We start from the raw sequence: 26,446 nt of genomic DNA on the forward strand, positions 1-26,446 counted from the left end.
CGAAAAGGCGGTCTGTTGTCAGATCGCCTTTTCCCTTATAACGTCACACCGGACTTAAAGATTGCAAGCTCCCGAAAATCGTTTTTTTCGTTATTGACGTATTCTCCGCTTGCAACTTTAATAATGTATTGAATAAAATCTCTCACAATGTGATCTTCTGTTGTTTGGTCTTCCGCCAATCTGCCCGCATTGTAATCAATCCAATGAGGTTTTGATTGAAATAAATCGGTATTTGTTGATACTTTCACAGTCGGGACAAATGTGCCGAACGGCGTGCCTCTTCCGGTTGTAAATAACACGACGTGACAGCCAGCCGCAGCGAGCGCTGAAGAAGCGATTAAATCATTGCCGGGCGCACTGAGCAGTGTCAATCCCTTTGTTTTCAGTGTTTCACCGTATGTCAGCACATCAGAAACCGGTGCAAGACCGGCTTTTTGGGTGCAGCCGAGCGACTTGTCTTCGAGCGTTGAAATGCCGCCTTCCTTATTCCCTGGTGACGGGTTTTCATAAATCGGCTGCTCGTGCTTCATAAAATATTGCTTGAAATCATTGATCAATCGGACTGTTTTATGAAACACTTCTTCGCTCGCCGCACGCTGCATGAGAATCGTCTCAGCGCCGAACATCTCAGGCACCTCCGTTAAGACCGTGCTCCCTCCCTGTGCAATCAAGTAATCTGAAAATCTCCCTAATAAAGGGTTTGCGGTGATGCCGGAAAAACCGTCCGACCCGCCGCATTTCAATCCGATGCTCAATTCTGACAGCGGAATCTCCTCACGTTTATCTCCCTTTGCCGCAAGGTGTATCTCTTTAAGAAGCGCTGTCCCCGCTTCAATTTCATCTGTGACAGCCTGTGATTCGAGAAATTTCAACCGATCTCCGTTCACTTCAGAAAGCGTTTCCTTAATTGCCGCCAGCTCATTATTTTCACAGCCCAGCCCTAAAACCAGCACACCGCCCGCGTTTGGATGACGAATGGCGTTAATCAGCATTTGTTTCGTATTCTCATGATCATCGCCAAGCTGGGAGCAGCCGTATTGGTGCTTTAAAACCAGCACATTGTCAAAGGGGGCAATGTCTTTCGCCTCTTTTACGAAGCGCTGCAGGATTTTCTCAGCGACGCCGTTTACGCAGCCGACTGTAGGCACGATCCACAGTTCATTCCGGACGCCGGATGTACCATTTTCTCTTTTGTAGCCTTGAAATGTCCGGTTCTCATTTGTAAAAGGATTGTCCTCGAAGCGCGGTGAATACGTGTATTCTTGCACATCGGATAAATTCGTTTGCAGATTATGGGTATGAATATGCTCGCCGGCCGAAATCCGCCTTGTCGCACGCCCGATCGAAAAACCGTATTTAATGATGCTGCCGTTTTCTTCAATGGTTTGCAGCGCGATTTTATGCCCCCGCTTTACAAGGTCCTTCACTTCAATCGTCAGTCCGTCTGTATGCAGCCGCTCCCCTTTGTTAAAATGGCGCATAGCGAGAAGCACGTTATCGTTTTTATGGATTTTTATGACCTCTTTCATTCCACTTCCCCCTTATTGCCGCAGCATTCATGTAACGCATGCTTCATCCCCCGCTTATGAATGACAGAGAGAAAAAAAGCAGTTCGTTCAGTCAGCCCCGGAAGATGGTTCAGATTCTTTCCCCACAATCGCTCTTCTCCTAATATAGAAAATGCCGCTTGAAACATATCATCTTTGCAACGGGACCGCGCCATTTGAAAACGGTTCAGAACCTCCTCGCCGTCTGCCGGTTTGTTCGGCCCGTTCCAGTATGAATAGATCATGGCGCTGAATGAAAACACCAGCCTCTCAGGAAGCCTGCCCTCCTGTTCGATATAAGCCTTCAGCGTCGGCAGGTTTCTTGTTTTGAATTTCGCGGCGGCGTTAAGGGTGATGTTTTGCAGATAATGTTGGATATAAGGGTTTTTAAACCGCTGTAACACATCTGCCGCATACTGGGTGACACCCTCCATTTGCAGCACGGGAAGGATTTCTTCATTGATCAGCTCTTCGATGAATCTGCCCGTCACCTCGTGCTCAGCCGCTTCCCGGACGGTTTGGAGTCCGTATAATAAAGCCACTGGCGCCAATGCCGTATGAGCGCCGTTTAAGATTCTCACCTTTTTTGTCCTGTAAGGCGTAAGATCAGACGTGATCAGTGCGTTCAGCCCGGCATCAGCAAAAGGAAGCTCATTCTGTAGCTGTTCCGGCCCTTCTATCACCCACAAATAATAATGCTCTCCGACCACAAGCAGACGGTCTTCGTATCCGAGAAAATCGGTAAGTTCTTCCGCGGTATCAACAGGAAATCCCGGAACAATCCGATCCACGAGGGTATTGCAGAAGATGTTCGCATCATGAATCCATTGAGTAAAATCAGGCTCCAGCTCCCACAGCCCGGCATATTGAAGCACGGCAGCCTTCAGTTTCCGTCCGTTATCTTCGACCAGTTCACATGGAAGCACAATGCACCCTTTCTCGGCGTCACCCGCAAATGCCTTATAGCGGAAATAAAGGAACGCCGCTAATTTCCCGGGGAATGTTTTTTGAGGCCTATCCTCAAGCCGGTCGCCTTTCTCAAACGTAATTCCCGCTTCTGTCGTATTGGAGATGATAAAACGAAGATCCTCTTGTGCCGCCAGCCGTTTAAAGGAATCATAGTCAGAAAAAAGATCAATGCCGCGGCTGATGGATTTGACAATCGTGTGTTCTTCAGCCGGTTTTCCGTCCTTTATCCCCTGCAAAAAAAGCGTAAACAAACCGTCCTGTTCGTTTAAACGTTTTATTTTCTCAGAGCCTCTCGGCTGTACAGCGACAACGCTTCCGTTAAAATCCGTCAATTGATTCAATTGATCGATCTGCCAATCTGCAAAGGCCCGCAAAAAGTTGCCTTCGCCGAACTGAAGGACTTTTTCAGGATATTGAATGTATTCACCGCACATCTTTTTATTCAGCTGCCGCAAGCTGTCCGCCTCCTTCTGCATTTATGCACACGTTAACATTTTTCCGTACGAAAACCCGGATAGTCAGACGGGCCGTTATGTGAGTTTTTTAATTGAATCTCTTATCATCACCTCGGTGTTTTCGTATATTTTTTCCGCCGCCGTATCCGGGTCGGTGATAAGCGCCAAAATTTTCTCTGCGCCGAGTATGCTGATTTTTTCAACCGGGCGTTTTACTGTCGAAAGCCTCGGCGTCATGTATTGGGAAATGCCGATGTCATCAAACCCGATAACGGATATATCTTCCGGAACGTTCAGGCCTTTGGCGAAAATGGTATTCATCGCCCCGATCGCCATATCATCGTTTGAACAAAAAACAGCCGTAGGCGGTGATTGAAGCGCCAAAAGTTTTTCCATCGCCTGACTGCCGCTTTCCATATCATAGCGGCCTTTTACACTGTATTCATGCTTAATCGGGATAGAATGATCAATTAAAGATGTCAAATAGCCTTCTTTCCGCTGAGAAGCTGACCTGAATCCTTCCTTTCCCTCAATGATCGCGATATCTCTGTGTCCGTTTGCGATCAGGCAGTCGACCGCCTGTCTGGAGCCTTCTTTATCGTTTGACAGGATATTCGTGATGCTCCGGTCATCAATGTCCCGGTTCAGCACGACGAGCGGGATGTTTTTCTCGCGGATATGATAAATAAATGAATTATCACTGTCGCTTTGGCTCATTAAAATGATTCCGTCATATCTCATGGGCGTAATGGTTTCAAAGCTTTTCAGATCGTCAATCGCGCGGACGAACAAATTGTATTCCTCACTGATTGTGCGGTTTACACCTTTGATGGTATCGGAAAAAAAGCTGTGTGAGGTTCCGTTTGTGATGCTTGTAAAAAACAGTCCGATCGTATGGGACTTTTGCATGGCAAGGCTTTTTGCATTTACATTCGGTGTGTAATTCAGCTGTGAAGCGAGCTCTAATATTTTTTGTTTTGTATGCTCTTTAATGTAGGGGCTGCCGTTAAGTGCCCGGGATACGGTTGTGTGGGATACGTTGGCGAGTTTTGCGATATCTTTTATGGTTACCATCGTTTTTCCTTTCTTTCTGTATGCTGTCATTTATTTCTATTGTATCATTAACGGACAGTCCATAAAATCACTAAAGTTGAGGTTTTGCATGATGTAAGTCCTGAACGAGCTCGGCATGCTGCCGGTCCGTCAGTTTATACATTAAACCGATAATCAGCATGGCGCACGCTAAAGCGAAAGCCGGGTACAGCAGCAGAAGCCCTTTAATCCCGATTAACGTGCCTTTTGTCTGAGACGCATTCGGGATATAGCCGATAACGCTCAGCCCGATGCCTGAAAGAAAACCTGATAAAGATTGGGCGAGTTTTCTGGAGAAGTTGAAAAGCGAATATGTCGTCGCCTCCTTCCGTTCACCCGTCTTCCACTCTCCGTAATCAATAATGTCCGACACAAGCGCCCACGTAATGCCGTTTGGTATACTGATCCCGATAAAAGCAATGCTCGCTAACGCCGTAAAGATATATACATTTGACGGGAGACAGAAATTCAGCGCATCAGCCGCGGCGCTGACGGCAAAACCGATCATCACCGTTTGCTTTTTTCCGAAGCGTTTGACGAGTTTCGGCATAAACAACACACCTAAAAATGAAGAGCCGATGATGATAAAACTCATGTAGGACATCAGCTCCGCATTGTTGAGATTGTATTGGGCGAAGTAAACAAGCATAGCGGATTTAATGTTGTATGCCGATATTGAGAAAATCGTCATGAAAACGACAGTCAGAAGCGGTTTGTTGCCGATAAAGCATTTGAAAACCGACATGACGGACAGCTTTTCTTTCGGCGCTTCACGGACGATAATTCTTTCTTTGCAGTTTCGGTAGCAGATCATAAATCCCGCGATTCCGATTACGGCCATCATTCCCATGACTGCCGGGTAGCCGATGTGAACGTTATCAAAATGAACGAGAATCGGGATGACGATGACACTTGTAATGAGCAGCGCGCCGAGAGAGCCGATCTGGCGGAATGCGGAAAGCGCCGTTCTGTCCTCCGCATCCTGTGTAATGGCTGCGCCGAGGGAGCCGTACGGAATATTGACGAAAGAATAAGCGACCCCCCACAGCATGTAAGAAGCATAGGCGTACACAAGCTTCCAGGTGACACTCACGTCCGGTGACACAAAAATCAATACGGTCATGACCGCAAGAATAATACTTCCGAATAATAAGTACGGCCTGAATTTCCCCCGGGGTCCGATCTTTTTTCTGTAGTCAATGGCCGAGCCGACAATCGGATCAGTCAAAGCCGCAAACAGCTTGCTGACCAAAAAAATACTGCCGGCGAACGCTGCCGGAATGCCTGCGACATCTGTGAAAAACTTCAGCAAATAGATCTGCCCGAGATCAAACATAAATCCGTTCCCAAAATCTCCGAAACCATAGGATACTTTTTCTTTCAGACTCAGCTTATGCTCCTTCACTTTTGCGCCAGGTGCTGTCACGACAGGCACATTACTCATAGGCCACCTCTTTCATTCCATTTTTTAAAAGCGGAAATATTCCTCAGCATTCCGGTAACAAATTCCCTCGACAATCCTCCCTAAAAGCTCCATATCGCAGGGCGCTTCGCCTTGTTCCGCCCAGCCGCCGATCAGCGTGCAGACAAGCCGCCTGAAGTATTCATGGCGGGGATAGGACAGGAAACTTCTTGAATCCGTCAGCATCCCGATAAAACGGCTGAACAGACCTGCGTTTGATAACGCTTTCATTTGTTGAAGCATTCCATCTTTCGTGTCATTAAACCACCAGGCTGTGCCGAATTGAATTTTCCCCGGTGTTTTCCCATCCTGAAAGCTGTTGATCATGCTGGCGATAATATAGTTGTCATTCGGATTCAGAGAATACAAAATCGTTTTAGGCAATTGCCGCTTTTTTTCGGCGGAATCTAACAGCCGGGCAAGCGGTTTTGCGATACATTCATCATTAATCGAGTCATATCCCGTATCAGGACCGAGGCTGCTGAACTTATTTGTATTGGTATTTCTTAACGCGTTAATATGGAACTGCATCGCCCAGTCCAGTTCGGCGTAAAGACCGCAAAGATATTGCAGCGTCCGTGTTTTGAATTTCTTTTCATCTTCAAAAGACACATGCTCTCCGCTTAATCCGGCGGCAAAAATCCGGGCCGCTTCCTCTTCGGTCGTCTCGGCATAAACCATTTGATCTAATGCGTGATCCGACACTCTTCCCCCGGCATTGTGAAAAAAGCGGACGCGGGATTCCAACGCATCCAAATACGATTGGTAGGTGGTGACAGCCATTCCGGAAGCGCTCTCCAGCGACCGGACCCAATCGGCAAAACCCGGGCTGCTGATGTCCAGACCTTTGTCAGGCCGAAATCCGGGCAGCACTTGAACCGGAAAATCACTTTCTTTCAACAGTTCATGGTATGTCAGCGCATCGGCAGGATCATCGGTTGTGCAAATGACTTTGACATTTGATTTCAGAATGAGATCCCTTACGCCAAACCCGTCTCCCTGCAGGAGCTCATTCGTATTTTTCCAAATTGCCGCGGCCGTTTTTTCATTCAATACGTCATAAATGCCGAACCAGCGCTGCAGCTCTAAATGCGTCCAGCTGTACAGCGGATTGCCTATCGCCATCGGCACCGTTTTTGCCCAGGCGAAAAACTTCTCTTCATCTGAAGCGTTTCCGGTAATGCAGCGCTCTTCAATGCCGTTGGCCCTCATGATCCGCCACTTGTAGTGATCACCGTAAAGCCATGCCTCCGTAATGGTTGCGAAGGTTTTATTTTCATAGATTTCCTTTGGGCTTAAGTGACAGTGATAATCAATGATCGGCATGTTTTCAGCGTATTCCCGGTACAGCTTTACGGCCGTTTTACTATCCAGTAAAAAGTCATCACCCATAAAAGCTTTCACACTCTCATCCTCCCTCTTAAAAAATGTTAACGTTAACAAAATGGTTCTTTTTTATTTTAGCTTCCTCTTTCTCACATATCAATCATTTTTATTTTATTTTTCAGAAAATTGTATCTGTTAACATTTTCATGTAAAAAAGACATTGCCGAGAAAAGTCCGGCAATGTCTTCTGTATGATCTTAAGGATTAGTAAGCGAGGCTGAATAATCCTTTGATATGTGTTAAATAACGTACGTTACTTGCTTCTTTCATTAAAGATGCCGGAAGGCCTTTCAGCGGAGTAGAGTTCGCTCCGATGATGGCAACCGCGTCTTTACGTCCGAGGCTTGCAAGCGTACCAGAGTTTACAGGCTTGAATGTTTCAAGCGTTTTTCCTTCTAAGTAAGCGAACAGGTTGTAACCGACAAGTTCACCCATCTGCCAAGCGATTTGCGCTGTCGGCGGGTACGGACGGCCGTCCGGCGCAAAGTATACAGCGCTGTCTCCGACAACGAATACATCTTCGTGAGAAGTAGATTGTAAGAAATCGTTAACCGTCGCACGGCCGCGGTTCACTTCAAGGCCGGATTCGCCGACTAACGGGTTGCCTTGTACGCCGCCTGTCCATACAAATGTGTTGGCAACGACTTTTGAACCGTCTTTCAGATCAATAACGTTTCCTTCAACATTTGTAACAGGAAGACCTGTTAAGAACTCAACGCCGCGTTTTTCAAGGCTTTTTGTCGCGCGTTCGATAAGGTCATCAGGAAGAACAGGAAGAATTTTCGGACCTGCTTCGACTAATTTCAGTTTGATTTCTTTCGGATCTACGCCGTATTTTTTCGTAAGGTTCGGCATGATGTCAGCAAGCTCACCGACAAGCTCGACGCCTGTTAAGCCGCCGCCGCCGATAAGGATTGTTGCATCAGCTTCGTTTTTCGTTTTAGAGTATTCACGCACACGGTCTTCCACGTGTTTGTATACTTTGTTTGCATCAGCAGCAGATTTCAGCACCATGCTGTTTTCTTCAAGTCCAGGAATGCCGAAATAAGCCGTAACAGAACCAAGTCCGACAACAAGCGCGTCATAAGTCAGCTTAGAACCGTCAGAAAGGGCAACTTCTTTCTTATCAACTGAGAAAGAATTGACTTCTGCGATTTTAATGTCAACGTCTTTTCCTTTCAGAAGTTTTTCCAGCGGCATAGCAACAGCCTGTTCAGACACGTTGCCGGCTGCAAGGCGGTGCAGCTCCGTAATGATTTGGTGAGTCGGGTATTTGTTCACAACGGTTACGCGTGCTTCATCTTTACTGTAATGTTTGCGAACGGTTAAAGCAGAAAGAACTCCGCCGTAACCAGCGCCTAAAATGACAATATGTTTTGACATCGTATATCCTCCGTCCTTTATATCAATTTGAATCTGAGATTATTTTTGTTTTTCGTTCATGATTTCAAGATAGCTGTTAGCAAAACGGAACAGCTTTTGAGCTTGAGGATCTTTCAGCATGCGCAGCAGGCCGAAAAGTCCGATCGTTTCATTGCTTGCATCCGCGCGGTCTTTTGCTTCGATCGCAGTAGCCGCAACTTCTTTCGCTGTTTCTTTCACCGGCTCAAGAATTTCTGTAAGCGCACCCACTGTATCGCTCTTCAATACTTCGTCTGTCGCTACAGACTGTGCAAAATCATAAGACTTCGTTAAAATATTTACTAACTCAGTCAGTTTTGGAAGCTGATCCACTAAAACAGTCAGTGATTCTTGAACTTCAGGTTTTAGCAGCTGATCAATAAGATCGCGTTGGCCTTGGCTGACAGATGCATTTGTTTGATCGATTGTTTCTGGCATATCCGATTCTCCTTTACTATAAGCAGTATGCTGATTTTTTTTGGAAAGGGTAGCCTTTCCCCCTTCATGCAGAAAAGCATGAAAAAGCAAGATTGTGAATTCATGCACAATCATTTACAAAAATAAATGTTTACTACCCAGTTTTTCACTTTGCCATATCCAGTATTATTTTTATATCAACAAAAACAATTGAATAAGTCAAAATTTCTTTTTCCTCTCTGAAAATAGCAAACATAAAAAACCCCAATTTGATTTACTCTTATATAATAACACTTTTTGAACAAAATTTGAACGTGAATTGTTTCGTTTATGAAATTATTTATATGGCGGGGGTGTAATAACGTTTCTTTTAGGCTATTTTTTTACAGACCGTCCGCTTTTCCCCTGTCATTTTTCCCACAGTTTTAAAAGCGGGCCCGTTTTTCCCGTAAAGGGGTCACATTCCGGGAGCGGGACACGGCTGATTTCTTCTGAAGTTCTATCATTTTTCTCCGTTTTTGTATCGTACTGCCGGCCGCCCGGATAAGCTCCGATCACGGTAAAATCAGAACTGCCCGACAGTTTTTTATGTCCGGTGCCGGCCGGAATGACCGCTGCGTCTCCCGTTTGAAGAACGGCGTCCGCCCCTTGTTCCCCGCCGAACCTCAAAACCGCGGTTCCTTTTACCGCGACAAGAACTTCGTGCGTGGTGCTGTGAAAATGATGATACGGAAATACTCCGCCCGTCCAGCTGTTAGACCAATCGTGCCGGCGGAGGACGGACTCTGCTTTCTGTACCGTTTTAAATACCGCTTTATAAATAACAAGCGGAAGATTCGGGTTATTCGGAATGCGGCCGTCATCTTCGAAATAAAGCACTTGAATATCCTCTTTCTGCATTGTGTTCACCTCCGTATATGTCTGTTTCCCATTCATCATTTATTAAAACGCTATTTTCTCATATTCCATTGCGAAGCCTGCCGGTGAATAGTATAGTATAAAAAAATATGTGTCAAAATGAGGGATTTAATGAAAGCCATCGTAATCGGAATATTGGCATCTCTGTTTTTTGCAGTCACATTTATTTTAAACAGGGCGATGGAGCTTTCCGGCGGAAGCTGGATGTGGAGCTCTTCCCTGCGTTTTCTTTTTATGGTTCCGTTTTTATTTTTGATCGTTTATGTGAAAGGAAAATGGGCGCCGCTCTGGCATGAAATCCGGAAAAAACCGTTTTTTTGGCTGAAGTGGAGTTTTACCGGGTTCGTGCTTTTTTATGCCCCGATTACGTTTGCGGCGGCATATGGGCCGGGCTGGCTGATCGCCGGCACGTGGCAGATTACAATTGTCGCGGGTGTGCTTCTGTCGCCGTTTTTCTGCGAAACAAAAAATTCACCGGCGGGCCCGGTTTCCGTCAGACAAAAGATACCGCTGATTTCGCTGGTTACTTCCGTCATCATCCTGATCGGAGCCGGGCTGATTCAGCTTCAGCATGCGGGTTCTCTGTCCGGCCGCACGATACTATTCAGCGTGGTGCCGGTCGTCATCGCGGCGTTTGCCTATCCGCTCGGCAACCGCAAAATGCTGGAACAATACGGCGGAAAACTCGATACGTTTCAGCGGGTGCTCGGCATGACGCTCGCAAGCCTTCCGTTTTGGCTTTTGATCGCCGCTTTCGGCTGGTATAGAGACGGGCTTCCCTCAATGGGACAGACATTCCAATCCTTTATCGTCGCACTCAGCTCGGGCGTTATCGCAACAGTATTATTTTTCCGCGCCACCGATATGGTGAGGAATGAGCCGCAGAAGCTCGCTGCTGTTGAAGCGACGCAGTCCGGAGAGGTTCTTTTTGCACTGATCGGCGAAATCGTCTTTTTATCCGCGGCGTTTCCGTCACTTCTTTCATTTGCCGGACTGTTCATTATTATTGCGGGAATGGTCATGCATACATTCGCTTCCCGGCAGACAGACCAGAAAACGGCGGAGCAAACGTCAGCCAATCTCACCGGTTCCTGATTTTTTACGAAAGGTGTCATCCTATATGAAAGAAGAAATTCCGGCAATATCTTTTCTGTCAGCCGGCAAACGCTTTGAACAAAACAATACGTCCTTTGATGTCCTAAGCCGTGTAACCGGACATATCCAAAAAGGTTCTATCACGGCGTTGATAGGGCCTTCCGGCGCGGGAAAAAGCACATTGCTGTCACTTTGCAATCTGATGAATACACCTGATGAAGGGGAAGTGCTTGTATTCGGAAAAGAAATAAGGCGCTGGGATATCAGGGAGCTCAGAAAAACCGCGGGCCTTGCATTTCAATCAGCTCCCGTCACGGAGGGCACGGTGCGGGACAACCTTCTGCTCCCAGAAAAACTCCACGGGGCGCAGCACTATACCCCTGAAGAGCTCGCAGATTTTACAGACCTTCCGCGCGGGCTTCTGGATCGGAATGCGAAAGAATTATCCGGAGGTCAGCGGCAGAAACTCTCATTAGCGCGAACTCTCGCCGGACTGCCGTCCATCCTGCTGCTGGATGAAATCACCTCGGCGCTCGACCCCTCATCCGTTCTCACCATTGAGAAACTGATTACGAAACTCCATCGGCAAAAACAGCTGACAATCCTGTGGATCACCCATAACCTTGAACAAGCGGAACGATTATCCGATACGGTATGGTTTATGGCTGAGGGACGGCTTTTAGAGACCGCGGAAACGAAAACGTTCTATAAGGAACCGAAACACGAAAAAGCCCGGGCGCTTTTACAAGGGAGCGGGTGCTGATATGAATGATCTTTCACTGTTACTAACAAGTATATTTGTCATTATCGCTTTATTCCTGTCTAAATCTTTTAAAGCCGGCGTCGAAAAGGATATGATCGTCGCAACCGTCAGGGCCGTCATTCAGCTTCTCATCATAGGCTATGTGCTGTCGCTGATTTTTCGCGGTGATCACCCGATATTTATCATATTAATGGTGCTTCTCATGCTCACGGCCGCTTCGCACAATGTCGCCAAACGGAAAAAAATGCGGATCGCCTCATTTTGGCGCGTTTTTCTGACACTGGCAATCGCGGAAACCGTGACGCAGGGACTTTTACTGACCCTTCACATCATTCCGTTCACTTCAAGATATGTCATTCCGATAAGCGGCATGGTCATCGGAAACTCCATGGTGCTCTCAAGTCTGTTTTTAAGCCGGCTCAGTTCGGAAGCAGACCTGCGGAAAGAAGAAATCCAGCTGATTCTCTCTCTCGGAGGAACGCCTAAGCAGGCCGTCCGGCAGATATTGACGTCCAGTATGAAACTCAGTATGATCCCGACGCTAGAAAGCCAGAAAACATTGGGTCTCGTTCAGCTTCCCGGCATGATGACGGGGCAGATTTTAGCGGGGGCTGATCCGATACAGGCGGTGCGCTTTCAGCTGCTGATCGTTTTTACAACGATGGCCTCCGCTCTTCTTACATGCATCATACTCAGCGCCTTGACATATCCTTCCCTTTTCACGGAACACTGGCAATTAAAAAAATTCAGCAGGGAAGCGTAAGCTTTTTTCCCTGCTGAATGGTGGTTTATGACAAGGTCAGAGATTCATAGTAACGGGATAATTCAATTATCATCGCTCCCATCCGCTCAATGTCCGGAGCAAGGACCCTCTTTACCCCTTCATCCCGGATCGCTTCAGCCGTCACTTTGCCGACTGCGGCGGCAAGCACATGTTTTTCGAATGCCTGCTGCAATTCTTTTGCGGATCCTTTTTCTTTTGCATAATCAAAGAGAGAGCGCACTTGAATGGCTGTCGTAAAACATACGGCATCGACCTCTCCGTTTAACAGCTCTCCCATCAGTTTATCGACCGTCTCCCTTTCAGGCGGAATATGCTGATACGGCAGAACAGGGAATACCTCCGCTCCGTTTTTCTCAAGGAACTCCGTTAAAACCGGCGCTTTTTCGCCATGAAGCTGTATCATAACTTTTTTATCTTTAAAGTCAAATCGTTCCAAGGAGCGGATCAGCCCTCTTGTTGTACCGTCTTCATCTGAGGCATGCGGCGTGATGCCGAGCTTTTTTAAGGCCGCATATGTTTTATAGCCTCTGCAGCCGATTTTCGCTTCATGAACGGCCGCTAAAAATTCTTCTTTCAGACCGATTTTTTCCGATACCGACAATAACGTTTCCGTACCGATGCCTGTGGTGAATATCACCCAGTCGGCTTTTTGCTCGGCAAATGTTCTTACGTCGGGTTCCATTTGATCCTCCGCCAGGTATACGGTTCCTTGGAGGGAACGGATGACCGCCGTTCCGCCCTGCTTTTCTATTAATTTTGTGATCTCTTCTGTTTTCCGCGAACCGCCGATGGCAATCCGTTTCCCGTTCAATCCTTTTCCCATCGTTGTTTTCTTCTTCCCTTCAGATGCCGGGCGCCCTATGGCAGGCCGTCATTTATTTCTATTATTGTTACGCAATCAGCCGGGAAAATCAAGCTATGCTCCCGTTGAATCCCCCGTGCAGTTGCTGTATCATTAACCGGACAGAACGATTTGATTCGCGGAGGGACTTTCAATCATGGAAACAAAAAAAGAGTTCGAGACAAAAGGATACGATACTTCGGTCATTTATGAGTTCAATGAATATCCTGATGTTCACAGCGGCCGATGTGACAATTGCGACTACACGCTGTTTAAAAGCTCAGTGAAGGGCGGAAAATTTTTGAGGGAATGCCGGAGATGCGGCATGAAGAAAAACATATAACAAAACAGGCAGCCGTCCGGTGCTGCCTGTTTTTCTAATCAATTTTCGACGGACGCCGTTTTCAAAAATTCTTTAATGGCGCAAACAGCCTGTTTAGGGCCGCCGGTTTCTTTTATTTTCTGCTGCATGCTTTTCACGCGGCTGAGAATGTTTTTATCGCCGTATACGTTCTGAACGTCTTTTTGCAGACGGGCCACAGTGACTTCTTTCGGCGGCAGATGCACGCCAAGCCCCAATTCATCCACACGCTTTGCGGTGACCTCTTGTTCGTGCATTTGCGGAACGACAACGAGCGGAACACCCGCATTCATCGCCTCCATTGTACTGTTCATCCCGCCGTGAGATACGAACAGCTTTGCTTTCTCCAGCACATCAAGCTGCGGAACGTGCTGGCGGATGATAAAGTGATCGGGCACATCCGAAAAACTTTCCGGATCAATTGTTGTGCCGACTGACATAATAACCCGCCAGCCCGAGTCCCGAAACGCGTCAATACACATCCGGTAAAATTCAGGCCAGGCGTTAAACGCCGTTCCCAGTGAGATGAGCATAAGCGGACGGTCATCGGCTGCATCAATTTCCAGACTTCCCGTATTTGTGCGTTCCCCAAGAGACGGACCCGCAAAACAGAATCGTTCATCAAAGGTTTCCTGTTTCGGCTGAAAGGCCCTTGGCATAAAGACGATATTCAATTTTTCAGGCATGAAAAATTCTTCCATTGTCATCCGTTTCACTTGTTCATTTTCAATTTTCTCCTGATATTCTTCTATCGCCTGTTTGGCCGCTTCCATCGTTTCTTCGTCTCTTCCTAATTGAAAATACTCATTCATTGCATAACTCGGGCAGAACTTTACGGCCGGGATGCCGCCATTATCCGCAAACAATTTTCCGGCAAGCGCTAAAAAATCAAACAGGACGATGTCAGGAAGGTTGTCTTTGTACAGCTCTTCCAGCTGCGGAAGCACTTCAACCGCTTCTTCCAGAAACATCACAAACGCGTCACTTTTGTTTACCCGTTCTTTTATCGTCTTCGGGTCCGCCTTTATGCTTGTGCGGTATAAAACGGGAATGGCACCCGTTTTGGCAACGGAAGCTTCAAATTCCTCAGTCGTAGCGAATGTCACTTTATATCCGCGATTGACAAGTTCCTCGGCTACAGGCAGCGTGGGATTGACATGACCGTGAGCGGCCACATTAATAATGGCGATGTGTGTTTTTCTCATCTTTTTTCTTCTCCCTCATTTTCGTTTATCTCGGCTTCTAAAGACTCCAGCCCGTACATGACACTGTTTCGGATCGGCTCAATCCGGACGGGCTCAAGGTGTGAAAAGGCTTTTACAATTCCTTTCAGTGCGGCTTCCGCTTCAAGTCTGGCAAGCGGAGCGCCTAAGCAGAAGTGTACGCCGAATCCGAAGGAAAGGTGCGGATTCGATTGGCGATGGATATCAAATACGCCCGCCTTCTCAAATTTGTTTTCATCACGGTTGGCAGATGCAACGTAGCAGAGAACGATCTCTCCGCTTTTCAAGCGGCGCCCGCGCAGTTCAGTGTCGTGCCGGACCGTCCTTCTGACAAACGGAGCGGGAGCGCGAAAACGCAGCGTTTCTTCCACCGTTTGCGCGATGAGGGAAGGGTCCTGTCTCAGCTCTTCATAAAGGCCGGGCGTCTCTAATATGCTGTAAACCGCATTTGAAATGAGATTAGTCGTTGTTTCATTTCCCGCCACTAAAAGCAGGTTGCAAAACGGGATCAGATCTTCTGGCGTGAGCTTCTCCCCCTCTTCTTCCTCTTTTATCAAAATAGAAATAATGTCTTGGCCGGGCTGTTTTCGTTTGCTTTCTATTATTCCCGCAAAAAACGCCGCCAGCTCCGCCTCACATTGGTCACGTTCCTGCTGATTTTTCTCCGCCGCTTCAGGACTCGCATCTTTCGGCATGCTGACGAGAATGTCCGACCATTTTTTAAACTGATCCATACGCTCGGACGGAACGCCTAATAATTCTGAAATCACCATGACCGGCAAAGGGTAAGAGAGATCTTTAACGATATCAATCCGCCCTTTGTTCTTTGCCTGTTTCAGGAGATGATCGGTAATGTCTTTAATTCTCGGCTCCCATTCCTTCAAGACACGGGGAGTGAAAGCGCGATTGACGGCAGATCTGATTTGGGTATGTTTCGGCGGGTCCATATTCAGCATGGACTTTGCAATCGAGCTTTTCACATCAGTCATGCGGCTTGAGAACGTCTCTTTATCACTGATGACTTTTTTGACATCATCGTATAAAAACACACTCCAAACCTTCGTTTCTTCATCAAAGTATATAGGGCTTTCACGTCTCATTTTTTCATACCAAGGAAAAGGGTTGTATACGTCCAGGCCGTTTTTTCCTTTCATCAGGGTTCTTTGGATGGCTTGTCTCGTGCTCCTCAGCTTACTCATGTTACATCACTCCTGATTGTTTCATATTTGAATAGTTGACGTACCTTGAATTTTATCCTAGCACATATTTTCAATTTTTTTCTATTCATAACCTTAACTATTAACATAACACAACAAAAGTCATGAATCCGGAGGTGAAATTTCTCCCAAGAAAACAGCAGAAGCGCACAAAAAACCCGAGCCTTCAGCCAGGCTCGGGAGAAATGTTCACTCATTCGTCTGCGGTTTCTGGTGCTGCTTTTGGTCTTCAGGAGGCTGCGTATTTCTTTCCATATCGTCCGTATCAGCGCCCATGCCTTTCAGAAAAGAAAACAGCAGAGTGACGGCCTTGTTGATTTCCGGGTCTTTTAAAGCGCGGACGATATCAAAATACCCTGTCTTCCTGCCGCTGTCTTTTTCTTCGACGGCCTTTGTGACGCCCGCATTGATTTTAACGATAAACGGCTCAAGCTGTTTTACATCGAGCATGCCGAGAACGCCGCTTAACAGCAGGAGATTTTTCAGCATATTGGCCGTTTCCGGCGTATTCGCCTTCTTCACGAGGATATCCATCACTTTGTCTCCTTGGCCGAAGAGCCCGCGCAGAAGCGCCAAAACGCCGCGCTCGTTCATGTGCTGAAGAATGTGCAGAGATTCCAAAATCGCGTCTTTATTTCGTAAAAGAGCCGTCTCGATCTCTTCTAAGTCCTTTTTTCGTTTGTCTTCTTCTGTGACGGTCTGTTTTCGGATGCCGCTGATTGCTTTAGCCATTCTGCTGTTTCCCCCTTTTTACGGCGTCTCCCGGAAATACATAATCTTGACGCGCCCATTTCCGATCAACCCGGACACCGATCTGCGGCTGCGGGTTTCCGTAACGGAAATTGATTTTCGGAAGCGGATTAACGCCTTCTTTTTTCAAAATCTCCATCTTCGCTGATGTTTCTTTATAAGCCGGTGTATCGGTATCCTTATCCGCATAGCTGCTTGTCAAAAGGTTAATGGCAGCGTCTTTTGAATCGTTCATCGGGAGATAGACTTGTTTGCCTTTTACCCTGTCTGTGATGACGCATTTGACTTTCACATTTCCGTACGGTGATGTCAGACGGACAAGCGTTCCGTCTTCCAGCCCTCTTTCTTCGGCGAGTTCGGGCGAGACCTCAAGGAACACACTCGGTGTTTTTTCGGATATTCCTTTTGATCGGTAAGTCAGATTCCCTTCGTGAAAATGCTCGAGCAGCCGCCCGTTATTCACATGGATATCATATTCTTCATCAAATTCTTTCGGCTCGGTCCACTGAACGGGATATAGAATCGCTTTGCCGTCTGAAAACGGAAACTTGTCCGTAAATAAAAGCGGTGAATCGGTTCCGTCCGCTGCTACCGGCCATTGCAGTGAATTGTAGCCTTCGAGACGTTCGTAAGTGACGCCTGCGTAGAGCGGCGAAAGCATTGCCGCTTCTTCCATAATGTCTGCCGGATGTTCATAGCGCCAATCAGCGCCCAGCCGGTTGGCGATGTCCGTAATGATCTGCCAATCAGGCTTTGAATCGCCCAGCGGTTCAAACACTTTGTAAAGGCGCTGCACCCTCCGTTCCGTATTCGTAAACGTCCCTTCTTTTTCAAGGCTCGGGCTTGCCGGGAGCACCACATCGGCGAACTCGGCCGTCCGCGAGAGAAAAATATCCTGCACAACGAAGAAATCAAGCTTTTCAAATGCGGCATGAACATGGTTGATATTGGAGTCGACAAGCCCCATTTCTTCCCCTTTTACATACATACACTTCAGTTTTCCCGAGTGGATGCCCTCGATCATTTCATGATTTGTCATTCCGATTTCTTTCGGCAGGTCTGTTCCCCAGCCCTGTTCATACTTTTTGCGGGCTTTTTCATCCGTTACTTTTTCATAGCCGGGGAAGCTGTCAGGCATACTGCCGAAATCACTGGCTCCCTGCACGTTATTATGGCCCCGAAGCGGATATGAGCCTGCGCCGGGCTTGCCGTAATTTCCGGTCACAAGAAGCATGTTGGAAATGGCCGTGCTCGTATCACTTCCTCCGATATGCTGGGTGACCCCCATCGCCCACAGTGCGCATACGCTTTTGGCTTCATGAATCATCCGGGCCACTTTAATTAAGGTATCCTTGTCCACACCGGTATGTTTTTCCGCATATTCCATCGTATAAGGTTCAAGGCTTTTCACGAATTCATCTAATCCGTTCACTCTCTCCTTCAGAAATGCAGTATCCGCCAAATCGTGATCAAGCAGATATTTCGATACGGCATTCAGCCAGACAATATCTGATCCGGCACGCGGCTGGAAAAACACGTCGGAGCGCTCGGCCATTTCATGTTTTCGCAAGTCAGCAACGACGAGCTTCTGTCCGTGCAGCTTATGAGAACGTTTAATGCGTGTGGACAGGACGGGGTGAGACTCAGATGTATTTGAACCGATAATCAGCACGAGCTCAGCTTTTTCTATATCTGTAATCGACCCTGAATCACCGCCGTATCCGACCGTTCTGAACAATCCGGCCGTGGCGGGAGACTGGCAGTAGCGTGAGCAGTTGTCGACATTATTTGTTCCGATAACGGCTCTTGCAAGCTTCTGCATCACGTATGATTCTTCATTCGTGCATTTGGAAGATGTGATAAACGCAAGCGCGTCCGGGCCGAAATGTTCTTTTATATCGGTAAATTTATCAGCGATCAGCTGCAGCGCTTCATCCCATTCCGCCTCCCGAAACGAGTCTCCTTCCCGGATAAGCGGTTTGGTAAGGCGCTTTTCACTATTGACGAAATCCCAGCCGAATTTCCCTTTCACACACGTCGAAATTCCATTTGCGGGCGCCTCAGCCTGAGGCTCGACCTTTAAAATGTCTCTTCCTTTCGTCCATATATCAAAACTGCAGCCGACACCGCAGTATGTGCATACGGTTTTCGTTTTTTTGATTCTTTCATCCCGCATGGCCGATTCCATATCCGATATGGCTAAAATTGATCCGTATCCGGTTTCGACGCCTTTTGTGATATCAATCATCGGCCGAAGCGTCTCTTGGCTGATGCCTGTTAAATACCCAGCTTCGCCTTCCATGCCTTTTTCCATCATGGCATTGCACGGACATACCGTCGAACAATGTCCGCAGGAAACACATGATGATTCATTGATCGGCACATCCTGATCCCAAATGACCCGCGGGCGTTTCCGCTCCCAATCAATGCTTAAGGTTTCGGTTACCTGTACGTCCTGACAGGCTTCGACGCAGCGTCCGCACAAAATGCACTGATCGGGATCATATCGGTAAAACGGATTTGATTCATCTTTAGGATACGGTTTTTGATCGAACGGAATGCTTTGATGATTGATTTTCATTTCCTTTACGGTATTATGTATTTCGCAGCTCCCATTGTTGTAATCACAAACCGTACAGTACAATTCATGGTTGTGCAAAATGTTGTCCATGCCGATAACCTGCGCTTTTTTTACATCGGACGAAAGCGTATCAATGACATCTCCGTCCTTTATTTGCGCGGAACACGAACGCACCAGTTCCCCGTTAACATTGACGATACAGGTATCGCACGTTTCAATCGGCCCGAGACTCGGGTGATAACACACGTGCGGCACGTCAATTGAACTATTGTTCAAAAGCTGCAAAACGGTTTGGCCGTCCGGCGCTTCCATTTCAACCCCATTGATTGTAACTTTCTTTGTATCAGCCATTTTCTTTCCCCTTTCTGTACCCCTCTATACATCCTCTATGATTCCCAACCGGCCTTTCACTAAAACATCTCGTTTATCTCAGGAAACATACGGGTATGAGCGGTAAAAAGGAGGCGTTCACATGTTGAAGAAAAAAACACTCGTCACGGGATTATCGGCAGTGATGCTCACGGGATGCGCTTTCGGAGCAGAAGCATTTTCGGATACACAGCCCGTCCATGCCGCAGCCGCTTCAAAAACGGAAAACCAGCGTGCACAAGAACTGGTGAACAGCCTTTACCAATCGGCATTTAAAGGGGAAATGCCGCAAAATGTGAAAGGCCTGAAAATCAACCAAAGCACAAGACAGGACGTTTACAATAAAATCGGCGAGCCGGAACAAAAAGCAGACAGCCGCAATCCATTTGATTTATACAGCTGGAACATGGGAAACCCCGGGTACGGATTTTCCTATCATAAAAACGGAAAAATCTCGGAAATACGCTATTTCGGAACGGGGGTCGAGCGGCGCTTAAACCTCGGCAGCGTCACACCTGACGTCTTAAGCAAACAAATCGGCAGCGCTGACAAAATCCTGACAGTGCCAGAAACGGGCGAAACAGATTACGTCTACCATACGGGGCAGTATGAGCTCCGCTTCGTCATCGGCAGTGATCAAAAAGCAGATCATGTCAACCTAAAAGCCAGATAACGCAAAAAAGCGGCCTCCCGGGCCGTTTTTTTCATAGACAGCTTCTCCGTCGTTCCTTACAATACATGGGAGTACAAAAAAAGGGGAACAGTGTGAAGTGAATAGACATCCATTGACATACGGAATATGTACCGTTTTTATCATCGCCCTCGGTTTGCTGTCCAGAACCGCATACATCACCGCCCTATTGCCCGGCATCATAAACGCTTATTTAGGAGATGCCCTGTGGGCGGCAATGATTTTTACAGGATTCGGGCTTTTATTTCGGCACATCCGGACGGAAACAGCCGCAATTTTGAGCCTTTCGTTTTGCTTTCTGATTGAATGCAGCCAGCTGTATCACGCGCCGTGGATTGACGCGGTCAGAAGCAGCACGCTCGGCGGGCTGATCCTCGGCTGGCAATTTGTCTGGAGTGACATTTTCGCCTATACCCTCGGGGTATGCGCTGCCGCACTTTTAGAATGGGCCGTAAAAAGAAACCGCCAGCCCTCTTCATAATCGGAGCACGCCGCCGATATGAAGGGATAAGGAGGTGGAAGCTATGGATATCCCTGCGTTATCAATCGCAATGCATCAGGCATCTCTGGCGCAGAATGTAAATATCGCTTTAACAAAAACGGTCATGCAGCATGCACAGGCTGCGGCGGAAGAAACAGTGAAAATGCTGCCGTCCCAGCACCCGACTGCCGGCCATTCAATTGATGTGAAAGTGTAAAAAAAGATGCCGGATGATAACCGGCGTCTTTTTTTTGCCCATTGTACATACACCGTACCGGGCATACAGGAATAAGGTAAACGGAACCAACATTTGAAAAGGAGGTTTTCCTCTTGTACGATCCTTTCGATCATGAATACACAGCCGAGAGCCACGAACGGGTGCCATATCATTATCCGCGGCCGCCTTATTATTACCCCAGACCATATCCATACTATCCGCGGCCGCCTTATTATTACCCCAGACCATACCCATACTATCCGCGGCCGTATATCCCGTTCTATCCTTGGTATTAATGTTTGAAAAGAAATGACTGCAGACAGGAGGCTTCCCCTGTCTGCTATTCAACTTTGACCGACAGGATATACGGGAGGGCTTGAACTTTCTCCATTACCGCTGCTTTCCCGCTTTTGCTTTTCACCCTTCCCTTCACTTCAAGCACCGCCTTATTCAATTCATAGGACGTAATCAGAATTCCTTTTTCCTCAAGAGAAGTTAAAATATCATGCATGACGGCTTTCTCTTCAATCCTGAAACTCACAGACAAAGAATGCGCCGCCGGTTTAAACAGAAAATTTAACAGTTCAAGCCCGATTAACGCCAAAATCGTGCCGCTGATGCCGATGACATACATACCTGCCCCGATCGTCAGCCCGATCCCCGACGTAGCCCAAATCCCCGCGGCCGTCGTAAGCCCCCGCACGACATGCCGCTGCAAAATAATCGTGCCGGCTCCTAAAAATCCGACGCCGCTGACGACCTGCGCCGCCACCCGGCTCGGATCAAAGGACGTATGGCTGTTGGATAACAAATCAAAAAAGCCGTATTTGGAAACGATCATCATCAAGGCGCTGCCGACGGCCACTAAAAAATGCGTCCTCAAACCGGCTTCCTTTGCCCTGAATTCTCTCTCCAATCCAATAAGAGCCCCAAGCAGACCCGCAACCGCCAGACGAATCACAAAATCAAGTTCCATCCGTCTCTCTCCTTTCTTATCTTCTTACCCGCTTTTTATCCCCCGTATCTTTTTCAATCAGCACAGGACTGCCCTGCTGAAAAAAACTGCATTTGAATATATACTTTGGTTCTTTATCATATTGTCAGTGCTCTTATTTATATGCGGAAGGTATTAAGCTGCCGTTTCTTAAAATAAGGAAAATGACTTATTGAGAGTATATTAAATAAGTTTATTCGTTGAAGCTGCGGCCGCTTGTCTCTTCCAATCTTCTAAAAACAGAACGAATGCCGCTCCCTCATGCTCAAAATTGCTTTCAATCTGCGAAAATATATCGTAATATAAGATGTAATCTTAATAAACGATAGAAGGTGGATGATGATGTCTAACGAAATAATACGATTAAATGACCTCTGGACAGATATTTACTACCGGCTCCGTTATCAGCACCATGAAAAAATCACTCACCAAGGTGTACGGATTCTGCAAGTCATTCAAAAAGAGAAGGCAGTCGGAATAAAAGACATTGCCGAAGCGATTCAAGTATCGCATAATACTGCTTCGGAACATATAAAGCGGTTACTGAAGAAAAAGTATGTTTATAAAACCAGAAATGTTGAAGATGAAAGGAAAGTCATTTTAAAACTTACCAGTTTGGGGGCGGATGTCCTTTACCGGCATTCCGGTCTTGATGAAGAAAAGCTTAAACAGCTTCTTTTTGACAACATGAATAATGAAGAACGAACACTTGTCTTAAAAGCATTCAGTTTGATGAAGGAGCGTGCTGAAGATGTTTACGATCGTTAAAATCATTGTCTCCGCTGCTATTATTGGGGTTATCACTGAAATATCAAGAAGAAGCCCGAGTTATGGAGGTATTATAGCGGCTTTACCAATTGTCAGTATGCTGAGCATGATTTGGCTGTACATCCAAGGCGAAACGAAGGAGACATTAAGTCATTTTGCATTCAGCGTGGCTTCCGGCATCCCCTCTACAGTCATTATGCTGGTCATTATCGGCATCGCCCTTCGCCATTCACTGTCTTTCATTGCCGCATCAGGGCTTGGACTTACAGGACGGCTGGTTTTCTTGTATGCTCAGGATTTTATCGTGAAACATATAAACAGTCAGCAATAGGCACCTTAGCGCTTCTTTGGAAGAAATACGAAGAATTAAAAAGACAGGGATATCCCTGTCTTAAAAGTGACTCCGAATAAAAAGCGAAACTCCTTTCTTCACGAGAAGCGCCAAACACAAAAACATCCCGTGTTGCGAACGGAGTCCGCATCTCTACGGCCATACCCGTGTGAAAACCGGCTGATCTCTCAAACAGAATGTCCGGCAATCACCTCAAAAAACGAGGTGAAATCTGTCAGTATCCCGTCACCCGCCAGCTGTTTTTCTTCAAATAGCGCGCGGTTTTTTCCGTGCGGGTCAATGGCCATAATCTTGCCCGCACCTGCTTTTTTCGCCGCTGTGAGCCCCGAAAAGGCATCTTCAATGACCAAGCATTCTTCAGGTCTGAGGCCTAACTTTTCCGATGCGATGAGAAAAATATCCGGCGCCGGTTTTCCGGGGAAGCTCCCGTCATCAAACGTGACTTTGTCAAAATCAAACCACTGATCCAAATGAAAGACGTCAAAGTAAAAATCGACATTTTCCTTTACCGTAGCCGTAGCGATGGTCATCGGCGTTTTAGATTTTTTCAGATGATTCAATACGCCGGTCAGTCCCTTCGTCAGCTTTAATTCGTCTTTGTTTTCAAGGCATAATTCTCTGTAGTAAGCTTCTTTTTCAAAAGACAGCTTCTTGATTTCTTCATTTGTTAAATCGCCGGAAATAAAATACGTCAGGATTTCACTGTTTGTTCTCCCGTGAATGTTAACGAAAATGTCATCATCAGAAATGGTTTTCGGCGCGTATTTTTTCACCATGAAAAACCATGCTTTTTCGTGCAGATGCGAATCTTGAAACATCGTGCCGTTGAAATCAAAAATAACCCCTTTCATCGAACCGCCCGCCTTTTTTATTTTTTTGCGATTTTGACATCTACATATTGCTCGTAATGAATTTGAACATCTTTCATGACTTTATCATCCGTAATCAGATAGTCCATATCGTGCAAGTTATAGAACACGTAAAAATCTTCCCGGTTGAATTTTTTATTATCCGCCAGCAAAAATTTCGTTCGCGAATTATTCAGCGCGATTTGGTGAGCTTCCCCTTCTTCAATGCTGTAAGAAGAAATCTCATCATTATGTATGCCGTTGGCGCTGATGAAAGCCTTCGTAAAATTGAATTTCTGCAAATTGCCGTTCACGATGGGGCCGACGAAGGCACCGGTATTTTTTCGGAAGTCGCCGCCAATCAGGATGGTATCCGCAGTGTCGCCATGTTTCAAAATATCAAATACGGGATAGTTGTTGGTGATAATCCTGATTCGCTTATGCAGCAGGTGTTTCGCTAAAAGTTCAATCGTCGTGCCGGGCCCTAAAAAAACGGTATCGCCGTCATTTACATAGGAAGCTGCGAGTTCCGCGATCTTCCCCTTCTCCTCCATTTGAACACCGAGTTTTTCATTATGCGATAATTCGTGATCAATGGAATAAGATATGCTCTGTGCGCCTCCGTGAATACGTACGATTTTTCCGGCCTTATCCAGCTCGTCCAGATCTCTTCTCACTGTCATATCAGAAACTTCCAGTTCATCGATAATATCACTCACCGTAATAAACCCCCGCGAGTTTACGATATCGATGATTTTTAAAAGTCGCTCTTTTTTTAACATGTTCAATCATCCCCTCAACTTTACACACAATCTAACATACTGCGGCAATCCGGTCAACAAAAACAAACATTAACAAACAACATAATCAACATGTAAAACAACGAAAAACTTATATAACCTCTATAAATACAGATGTTATTTCTTTATGAAGCTATTGACAACAAAAATGTATGCGTTTACTATTAAACAAAAGATAACAATTACAAACATTAACAAACTCCAATTCACACATTGGCGAAGGAGGATTCAGTAATGCTTAAATTACCTCATGACTTTATTTTCGGCGGAGCGACTGCGGCATATCAAGCGGAAGGCGCCACAAAAGAAGGCGGCAAAGGGCCTGTGGCCTGGGATGAATTTCTTGAAAAACAGGGAAGATTCAGCCCTGATCCGGCAAGTGATTTTTACCGCCAGTTTCCGGAAGATATTAAACTATGTGAAAAATTCGGAATAAACGGCATCCGCCTTTCTATAGCCTGGACGAGAATTTTCCCTGACGGCACGGGCAAAATCAATCAGGAAGGTGTGGATTACTATCATCGTATTTTCTCAGAGTGCCATAAACGCAACGTCACCCCTTTTGTCACGCTGCATCATTTCGATACACCGAAAGGATTATTTGATCAGGGAGATTTCCTCAACCGCGCTGCAATAGAAGCGTTCGTCAGCTATGCGGAGTTTTGCTTTAAAGAATTCAGCGAAATCAGATATTGGAGCACGTTTAACGAAATTTATCCCACAGCCACCAACCAGTATTTACTCGGGGTTTTCCCGCCATCTGTTAAAAGTGATATCACAAAAGTCATTCAATGCCTCCATCACATGATGGTAGCGCATGCGATGACCGTCAACCTTTTTAAAGACGGCGGTTATCCGGGAGAAATCGGGGTCGTCCACTCATTGGAAACAAAATATCCCGCCAGCGGCACAGAAGAAGACCGCCACGCCTGTTTTCTGGATGACGCGTTATCAGTGAGATTCCTCCTCGATGCCACCTACCTTGGCTATTATTCTGAGGAAACCATGCGTGCTCTGGATGAAATCTGTGAGGCAAACGGCGCTTCATACGAGTTTTCAGACAGTGACTTTGACGTGATGAAAAAAGCCTCAACGCGCAATGATTATCTCGGCATCAATCATTATCAATGCCATTTCGTCAAAGCGTACGACGGAGAAACCGTTATTCACCATAACGGAACGGGCGATAAGGGCACTTCGGTCTATAAAGTAAAAGGAATCGGCGAACGAATTTACAAAGAAGGCCTGAAGCGGACCGATTGGGACTGGCTTATTTACCCTGAAGGCATGTATGACATGCTGATGCGCATCAAACGGGACTATCCCCAATATAACAAAATTTACATTACCGAAAACGGCATGGGCTATAAAGATGAGTTTGAAGACGGCATCATTATGGATAAGGCAAGAATCGACTATTTAAAAGTATATTTAGAAGCCGTCAGTAAAGCGATTACCGACGGAGTCAATGTAAAGGGGTACTTCTTATGGTCCTTAATGGATTTATTTTCATGGACCAACGGCTACAACAAACGTTACGGTCTTTTTTACGTCGACTTCGACACCCAAAAACGGTATCCGAAAGAATCGGCCTACTGGTACAAACTTGTAAGTGAAACAAAAACAATCATTTAACGATCATACATGGTGAAAAGAATCTCTTT

26 protein-coding genes and 1 pseudogene are annotated in these 26,446 nt (G+C 46.5%); 11 read left to right on the forward strand and 16 right to left on the reverse strand.

Annotated elements, in window-relative coordinates; all coding sequences use genetic code 11:
* Positions 1-35: 35 nt before the first annotated feature.
* The 8 genes from AC2CGA_RS04835 to AC2CGA_RS04870 form a co-directional block, all read right to left on the reverse strand.
* On the reverse strand, positions 36-1,529 hold the full coding sequence (locus tag AC2CGA_RS04835; protein ID WP_041481959.1) for a UxaA family hydrolase: 1,494 nt from the start codon (positions 1,527-1,529) through the stop codon (positions 36-38).
* Positions 1,526-2,971: a tagaturonate reductase gene (locus AC2CGA_RS04840; protein WP_015388365.1), complete on the reverse strand. Its 1,446-nt coding sequence runs from the start codon at positions 2,969-2,971 to the stop codon at positions 1,526-1,528. Before AC2CGA_RS04840 ends, AC2CGA_RS04835 begins: the two co-directional genes overlap by 4 nt.
* Positions 2,972-3,046: 75 nt before the next feature.
* On the reverse strand, positions 3,047-4,045 hold the full coding sequence (locus tag AC2CGA_RS04845; RefSeq protein ID WP_003154904.1) for a LacI family DNA-binding transcriptional regulator: 999 nt from the start codon (positions 4,043-4,045) through the stop codon (positions 3,047-3,049).
* Positions 4,046-4,115: 70 nt separating this feature from the next.
* A complete protein-coding gene (locus AC2CGA_RS04850; protein ID WP_043867009.1) occupies positions 4,116-5,507 on the reverse strand; it encodes an MFS transporter in 1,392 nt (463 codons plus the stop codon).
* A gap of 24 nt (positions 5,508-5,531) precedes the next feature.
* Positions 5,532-6,929, reverse strand: a complete 1,398-nt coding sequence (gene uxaC / locus AC2CGA_RS04855; protein ID WP_155589389.1) for a glucuronate isomerase — start codon at positions 6,927-6,929, stop codon at positions 5,532-5,534.
* Between the two features lie 186 nt (positions 6,930-7,115).
* Entirely contained in the window at positions 7,116-8,294 is a 1,179-nt protein-coding gene (locus AC2CGA_RS04860) for an NAD(P)/FAD-dependent oxidoreductase (protein ID WP_003154907.1), read from the reverse strand.
* A 39-nt stretch (positions 8,295-8,333) separates the two neighbouring features.
* Complete coding sequence (locus tag AC2CGA_RS04865) at positions 8,334-8,750, reverse strand: DUF1641 domain-containing protein (RefSeq protein WP_003154908.1); 417 nt, start codon at positions 8,748-8,750, stop codon at positions 8,334-8,336.
* 387 nt (positions 8,751-9,137) lie between these two features.
* Positions 9,138-9,629, reverse strand: a complete 492-nt coding sequence (locus AC2CGA_RS04870) for a cupin domain-containing protein (protein WP_207119785.1) — start codon at positions 9,627-9,629, stop codon at positions 9,138-9,140.
* A gap of 129 nt (positions 9,630-9,758) precedes the next feature.
* Here AC2CGA_RS04870 and AC2CGA_RS04875 point away from each other — a divergent pair, with 129 nt between their 5' ends.
* Genes AC2CGA_RS04875 through AC2CGA_RS04885 form a run of 3 tightly spaced genes read left to right on the forward strand, consistent with a single transcriptional unit; the run spans position 9,759 to position 12,268 of the window.
* Positions 9,759-10,742 (forward strand): DMT family transporter, encoded by a 984-nt coding sequence (locus AC2CGA_RS04875; protein ID WP_025851855.1) that lies wholly within the window; start codon positions 9,759-9,761, stop codon positions 10,740-10,742.
* 25 nt (positions 10,743-10,767) lie between these two features.
* The gene (locus tag AC2CGA_RS04880) at positions 10,768-11,505 is read left to right on the forward strand and encodes an ABC transporter ATP-binding protein (protein WP_139885224.1); all 738 of its coding nucleotides are present in this window, start codon (positions 10,768-10,770) and stop codon (positions 11,503-11,505) included.
* Between the two features lies 1 nt (position 11,506).
* The gene (locus AC2CGA_RS04885) at positions 11,507-12,268 is read left to right on the forward strand and encodes an ABC transporter permease (protein WP_069013284.1); all 762 of its coding nucleotides are present in this window, start codon (positions 11,507-11,509) and stop codon (positions 12,266-12,268) included.
* Between the two features lie 25 nt (positions 12,269-12,293).
* Here the strand turns inward: AC2CGA_RS04885 and AC2CGA_RS04890 are convergent, their stop codons facing one another.
* Positions 12,294-13,112 carry a uroporphyrinogen-III synthase gene (locus tag AC2CGA_RS04890; RefSeq protein ID WP_003154917.1) on the reverse strand — a complete coding sequence of 273 codons (819 nt, stop codon included), beginning with the start codon at positions 13,110-13,112 and terminating at the stop codon, positions 12,294-12,296.
* A 175-nt stretch (positions 13,113-13,287) separates the two neighbouring features.
* Here AC2CGA_RS04890 and AC2CGA_RS04895 point away from each other — a divergent pair, with 175 nt between their 5' ends.
* Positions 13,288-13,473, forward strand: coding sequence for a DUF8096 family protein (locus AC2CGA_RS04895; RefSeq protein WP_003154919.1), 186 nt, complete (start codon positions 13,288-13,290; stop codon positions 13,471-13,473).
* Positions 13,474-13,511: 38 nt separating this feature from the next.
* Here AC2CGA_RS04895 and AC2CGA_RS04900 read toward each other — a convergent pair whose 3' ends face one another.
* The 4 genes from AC2CGA_RS04900 to fdhF form a co-directional block, all read right to left on the reverse strand.
* Positions 13,512-14,696, reverse strand: coding sequence for a macrolide family glycosyltransferase (locus tag AC2CGA_RS04900; RefSeq protein WP_139885223.1), 1,185 nt, complete (start codon positions 14,694-14,696; stop codon positions 13,512-13,514).
* On the reverse strand, positions 14,693-15,913 hold the full coding sequence (locus tag AC2CGA_RS04905) for a cytochrome P450 (RefSeq protein ID WP_024085178.1): 1,221 nt from the start codon (positions 15,911-15,913) through the stop codon (positions 14,693-14,695). The genes AC2CGA_RS04900 and AC2CGA_RS04905 overlap by 4 nt, the downstream gene beginning before the upstream one ends.
* Positions 15,914-16,120: 207 nt before the next feature.
* A complete protein-coding gene (locus tag AC2CGA_RS04910; RefSeq protein ID WP_012117344.1) occupies positions 16,121-16,663 on the reverse strand; it encodes a helical membrane plugin domain-containing protein in 543 nt (180 codons plus the stop codon).
* Positions 16,656-19,613: a formate dehydrogenase subunit alpha gene (fdhF, locus tag AC2CGA_RS04915; RefSeq protein ID WP_139885222.1), complete on the reverse strand. Its 2,958-nt coding sequence runs from the start codon at positions 19,611-19,613 to the stop codon at positions 16,656-16,658. The genes AC2CGA_RS04910 and fdhF overlap by 8 nt, the downstream gene beginning before the upstream one ends.
* A gap of 121 nt (positions 19,614-19,734) precedes the next feature.
* On the opposite strand from fdhF, the gene AC2CGA_RS04920 reads away from it, so the two are divergent.
* From AC2CGA_RS04920 to AC2CGA_RS04935, 4 genes are all read left to right on the forward strand, one after another.
* A complete protein-coding gene (locus AC2CGA_RS04920) occupies positions 19,735-20,304 on the forward strand; it encodes a YjgB family protein (RefSeq protein WP_003154930.1) in 570 nt (189 codons plus the stop codon).
* Between the two features lie 97 nt (positions 20,305-20,401).
* Entirely contained in the window at positions 20,402-20,803 is a 402-nt protein-coding gene (locus tag AC2CGA_RS04925) for a ribosomal maturation YjgA family protein (RefSeq protein WP_070081659.1), read from the forward strand.
* A 43-nt stretch (positions 20,804-20,846) separates the two neighbouring features.
* Positions 20,847-21,020 carry a YjfB family protein gene (locus tag AC2CGA_RS04930; RefSeq protein WP_012117340.1) on the forward strand — a complete coding sequence of 58 codons (174 nt, stop codon included), beginning with the start codon at positions 20,847-20,849 and terminating at the stop codon, positions 21,018-21,020.
* A gap of 113 nt (positions 21,021-21,133) precedes the next feature.
* Positions 21,134-21,316, forward strand: coding sequence for a hypothetical protein (locus AC2CGA_RS04935; protein ID WP_071543315.1), 183 nt, complete (start codon positions 21,134-21,136; stop codon positions 21,314-21,316).
* Between the two features lie 283 nt (positions 21,317-21,599).
* Here the strand turns inward: AC2CGA_RS04935 and AC2CGA_RS04940 are convergent.
* Positions 21,600-21,996, reverse strand: a pseudogene (locus AC2CGA_RS04940) (MgtC/SapB family protein); the annotation flags it as partial.
* Between the two features lie 360 nt (positions 21,997-22,356).
* Between AC2CGA_RS04940 and AC2CGA_RS04945 the strand changes: the two are divergent.
* Together AC2CGA_RS04945 and AC2CGA_RS04950 are read left to right on the forward strand one after the other, a co-directional pair.
* Complete coding sequence (locus tag AC2CGA_RS04945) at positions 22,357-22,782, forward strand: MarR family winged helix-turn-helix transcriptional regulator (RefSeq protein ID WP_015388375.1); 426 nt, start codon at positions 22,357-22,359, stop codon at positions 22,780-22,782.
* Complete coding sequence (locus AC2CGA_RS04950) at positions 22,766-23,113, forward strand: DUF3147 family protein (RefSeq protein WP_484480140.1); 348 nt, start codon at positions 22,766-22,768, stop codon at positions 23,111-23,113. The genes AC2CGA_RS04945 and AC2CGA_RS04950 overlap by 17 nt, the downstream gene beginning before the upstream one ends.
* A gap of 188 nt (positions 23,114-23,301) precedes the next feature.
* On the opposite strand, the gene AC2CGA_RS04955 is transcribed toward AC2CGA_RS04950, so the two are convergent.
* Both AC2CGA_RS04955 and AC2CGA_RS04960 read right to left on the reverse strand, forming a co-directional pair.
* Positions 23,302-23,985 (reverse strand): HAD family hydrolase, encoded by a 684-nt coding sequence (locus AC2CGA_RS04955; protein WP_060386879.1) that lies wholly within the window; start codon positions 23,983-23,985, stop codon positions 23,302-23,304.
* Positions 23,986-24,002: 17 nt separating this feature from the next.
* Complete coding sequence (locus tag AC2CGA_RS04960) at positions 24,003-24,764, reverse strand: DeoR/GlpR family DNA-binding transcription regulator (RefSeq protein ID WP_003154937.1); 762 nt, start codon at positions 24,762-24,764, stop codon at positions 24,003-24,005.
* A 252-nt stretch (positions 24,765-25,016) separates the two neighbouring features.
* Between AC2CGA_RS04960 and lacG the strand changes: the two genes are divergently transcribed.
* Entirely contained in the window at positions 25,017-26,417 is a 1,401-nt protein-coding gene (gene lacG / locus AC2CGA_RS04965; RefSeq protein WP_003154938.1) for a 6-phospho-beta-galactosidase, read from the forward strand.
* The last annotated feature ends 29 nt before the right edge of the window (positions 26,418-26,446 follow it).

It is taken from the genome of Bacillus sp. SYZHCR11 (assembly GCF_057196865.1).

Excerpts from the sequence above, each read along its gene's own strand:
- AC2CGA_RS04835 (WP_041481959.1), bottom strand. The coding sequence starts at position 1,529 with ATGAAAGAGGTCATAAAAATCCATAAAAACGATAACGTGCTTCTCGCT.
- AC2CGA_RS04845 (WP_003154904.1), bottom strand. The coding sequence starts at position 4,045 with ATGGTAACCATAAAAGATATCGCAAAACTCGCCAACGTATCCCACACA.
- AC2CGA_RS04850 (WP_043867009.1), bottom strand. The coding sequence starts at position 5,507 with ATGAGTAATGTGCCTGTCGTGACAGCACCTGGCGCAAAAGTGAAGGAG.
- AC2CGA_RS04860 (WP_003154907.1), bottom strand. The coding sequence starts at position 8,294 with ATGTCAAAACATATTGTCATTTTAGGCGCTGGTTACGGCGGAGTTCTT.
- AC2CGA_RS04865 (WP_003154908.1), bottom strand. The coding sequence starts at position 8,750 with ATGCCAGAAACAATCGATCAAACAAATGCATCTGTCAGCCAAGGCCAA.
- AC2CGA_RS04870 (WP_207119785.1), bottom strand. The coding sequence starts at position 9,629 with ATGCAGAAAGAGGATATTCAAGTGCTTTATTTCGAAGATGACGGCCGC.
- AC2CGA_RS04875 (WP_025851855.1), top strand. The coding sequence starts at position 9,759 with ATGAAAGCCATCGTAATCGGAATATTGGCATCTCTGTTTTTTGCAGTC.
- AC2CGA_RS04880 (WP_139885224.1), top strand. The coding sequence starts at position 10,768 with ATGAAAGAAGAAATTCCGGCAATATCTTTTCTGTCAGCCGGCAAACGC.
- AC2CGA_RS04885 (WP_069013284.1), top strand. The coding sequence starts at position 11,507 with ATGAATGATCTTTCACTGTTACTAACAAGTATATTTGTCATTATCGCT.
- AC2CGA_RS04890 (WP_003154917.1), bottom strand. The coding sequence starts at position 13,112 with ATGGGAAAAGGATTGAACGGGAAACGGATTGCCATCGGCGGTTCGCGG.
- AC2CGA_RS04895 (WP_003154919.1), top strand. The coding sequence starts at position 13,288 with ATGGAAACAAAAAAAGAGTTCGAGACAAAAGGATACGATACTTCGGTC.
- AC2CGA_RS04900 (WP_139885223.1), bottom strand. The coding sequence starts at position 14,696 with ATGAGAAAAACACACATCGCCATTATTAATGTGGCCGCTCACGGTCAT.
- AC2CGA_RS04905 (WP_024085178.1), bottom strand. The coding sequence starts at position 15,913 with ATGAGTAAGCTGAGGAGCACGAGACAAGCCATCCAAAGAACCCTGATG.
- AC2CGA_RS04910 (WP_012117344.1), bottom strand. The coding sequence starts at position 16,663 with ATGGCTAAAGCAATCAGCGGCATCCGAAAACAGACCGTCACAGAAGAA.
- fdhF (WP_139885222.1), bottom strand. The coding sequence starts at position 19,613 with ATGGCTGATACAAAGAAAGTTACAATCAATGGGGTTGAAATGGAAGCG.
- AC2CGA_RS04920 (WP_003154930.1), top strand. The coding sequence starts at position 19,735 with ATGTTGAAGAAAAAAACACTCGTCACGGGATTATCGGCAGTGATGCTC.
- AC2CGA_RS04930 (WP_012117340.1), top strand. The coding sequence starts at position 20,847 with ATGGATATCCCTGCGTTATCAATCGCAATGCATCAGGCATCTCTGGCG.
- AC2CGA_RS04945 (WP_015388375.1), top strand. The coding sequence starts at position 22,357 with ATGTCTAACGAAATAATACGATTAAATGACCTCTGGACAGATATTTAC.
- AC2CGA_RS04950 (WP_484480140.1), top strand. The coding sequence starts at position 22,766 with ATGTTTACGATCGTTAAAATCATTGTCTCCGCTGCTATTATTGGGGTT.
- AC2CGA_RS04955 (WP_060386879.1), bottom strand. The coding sequence starts at position 23,985 with ATGAAAGGGGTTATTTTTGATTTCAACGGCACGATGTTTCAAGATTCG.
- AC2CGA_RS04960 (WP_003154937.1), bottom strand. The coding sequence starts at position 24,764 with ATGTTAAAAAAAGAGCGACTTTTAAAAATCATCGATATCGTAAACTCG.
- lacG (WP_003154938.1), top strand. The coding sequence starts at position 25,017 with ATGCTTAAATTACCTCATGACTTTATTTTCGGCGGAGCGACTGCGGCA.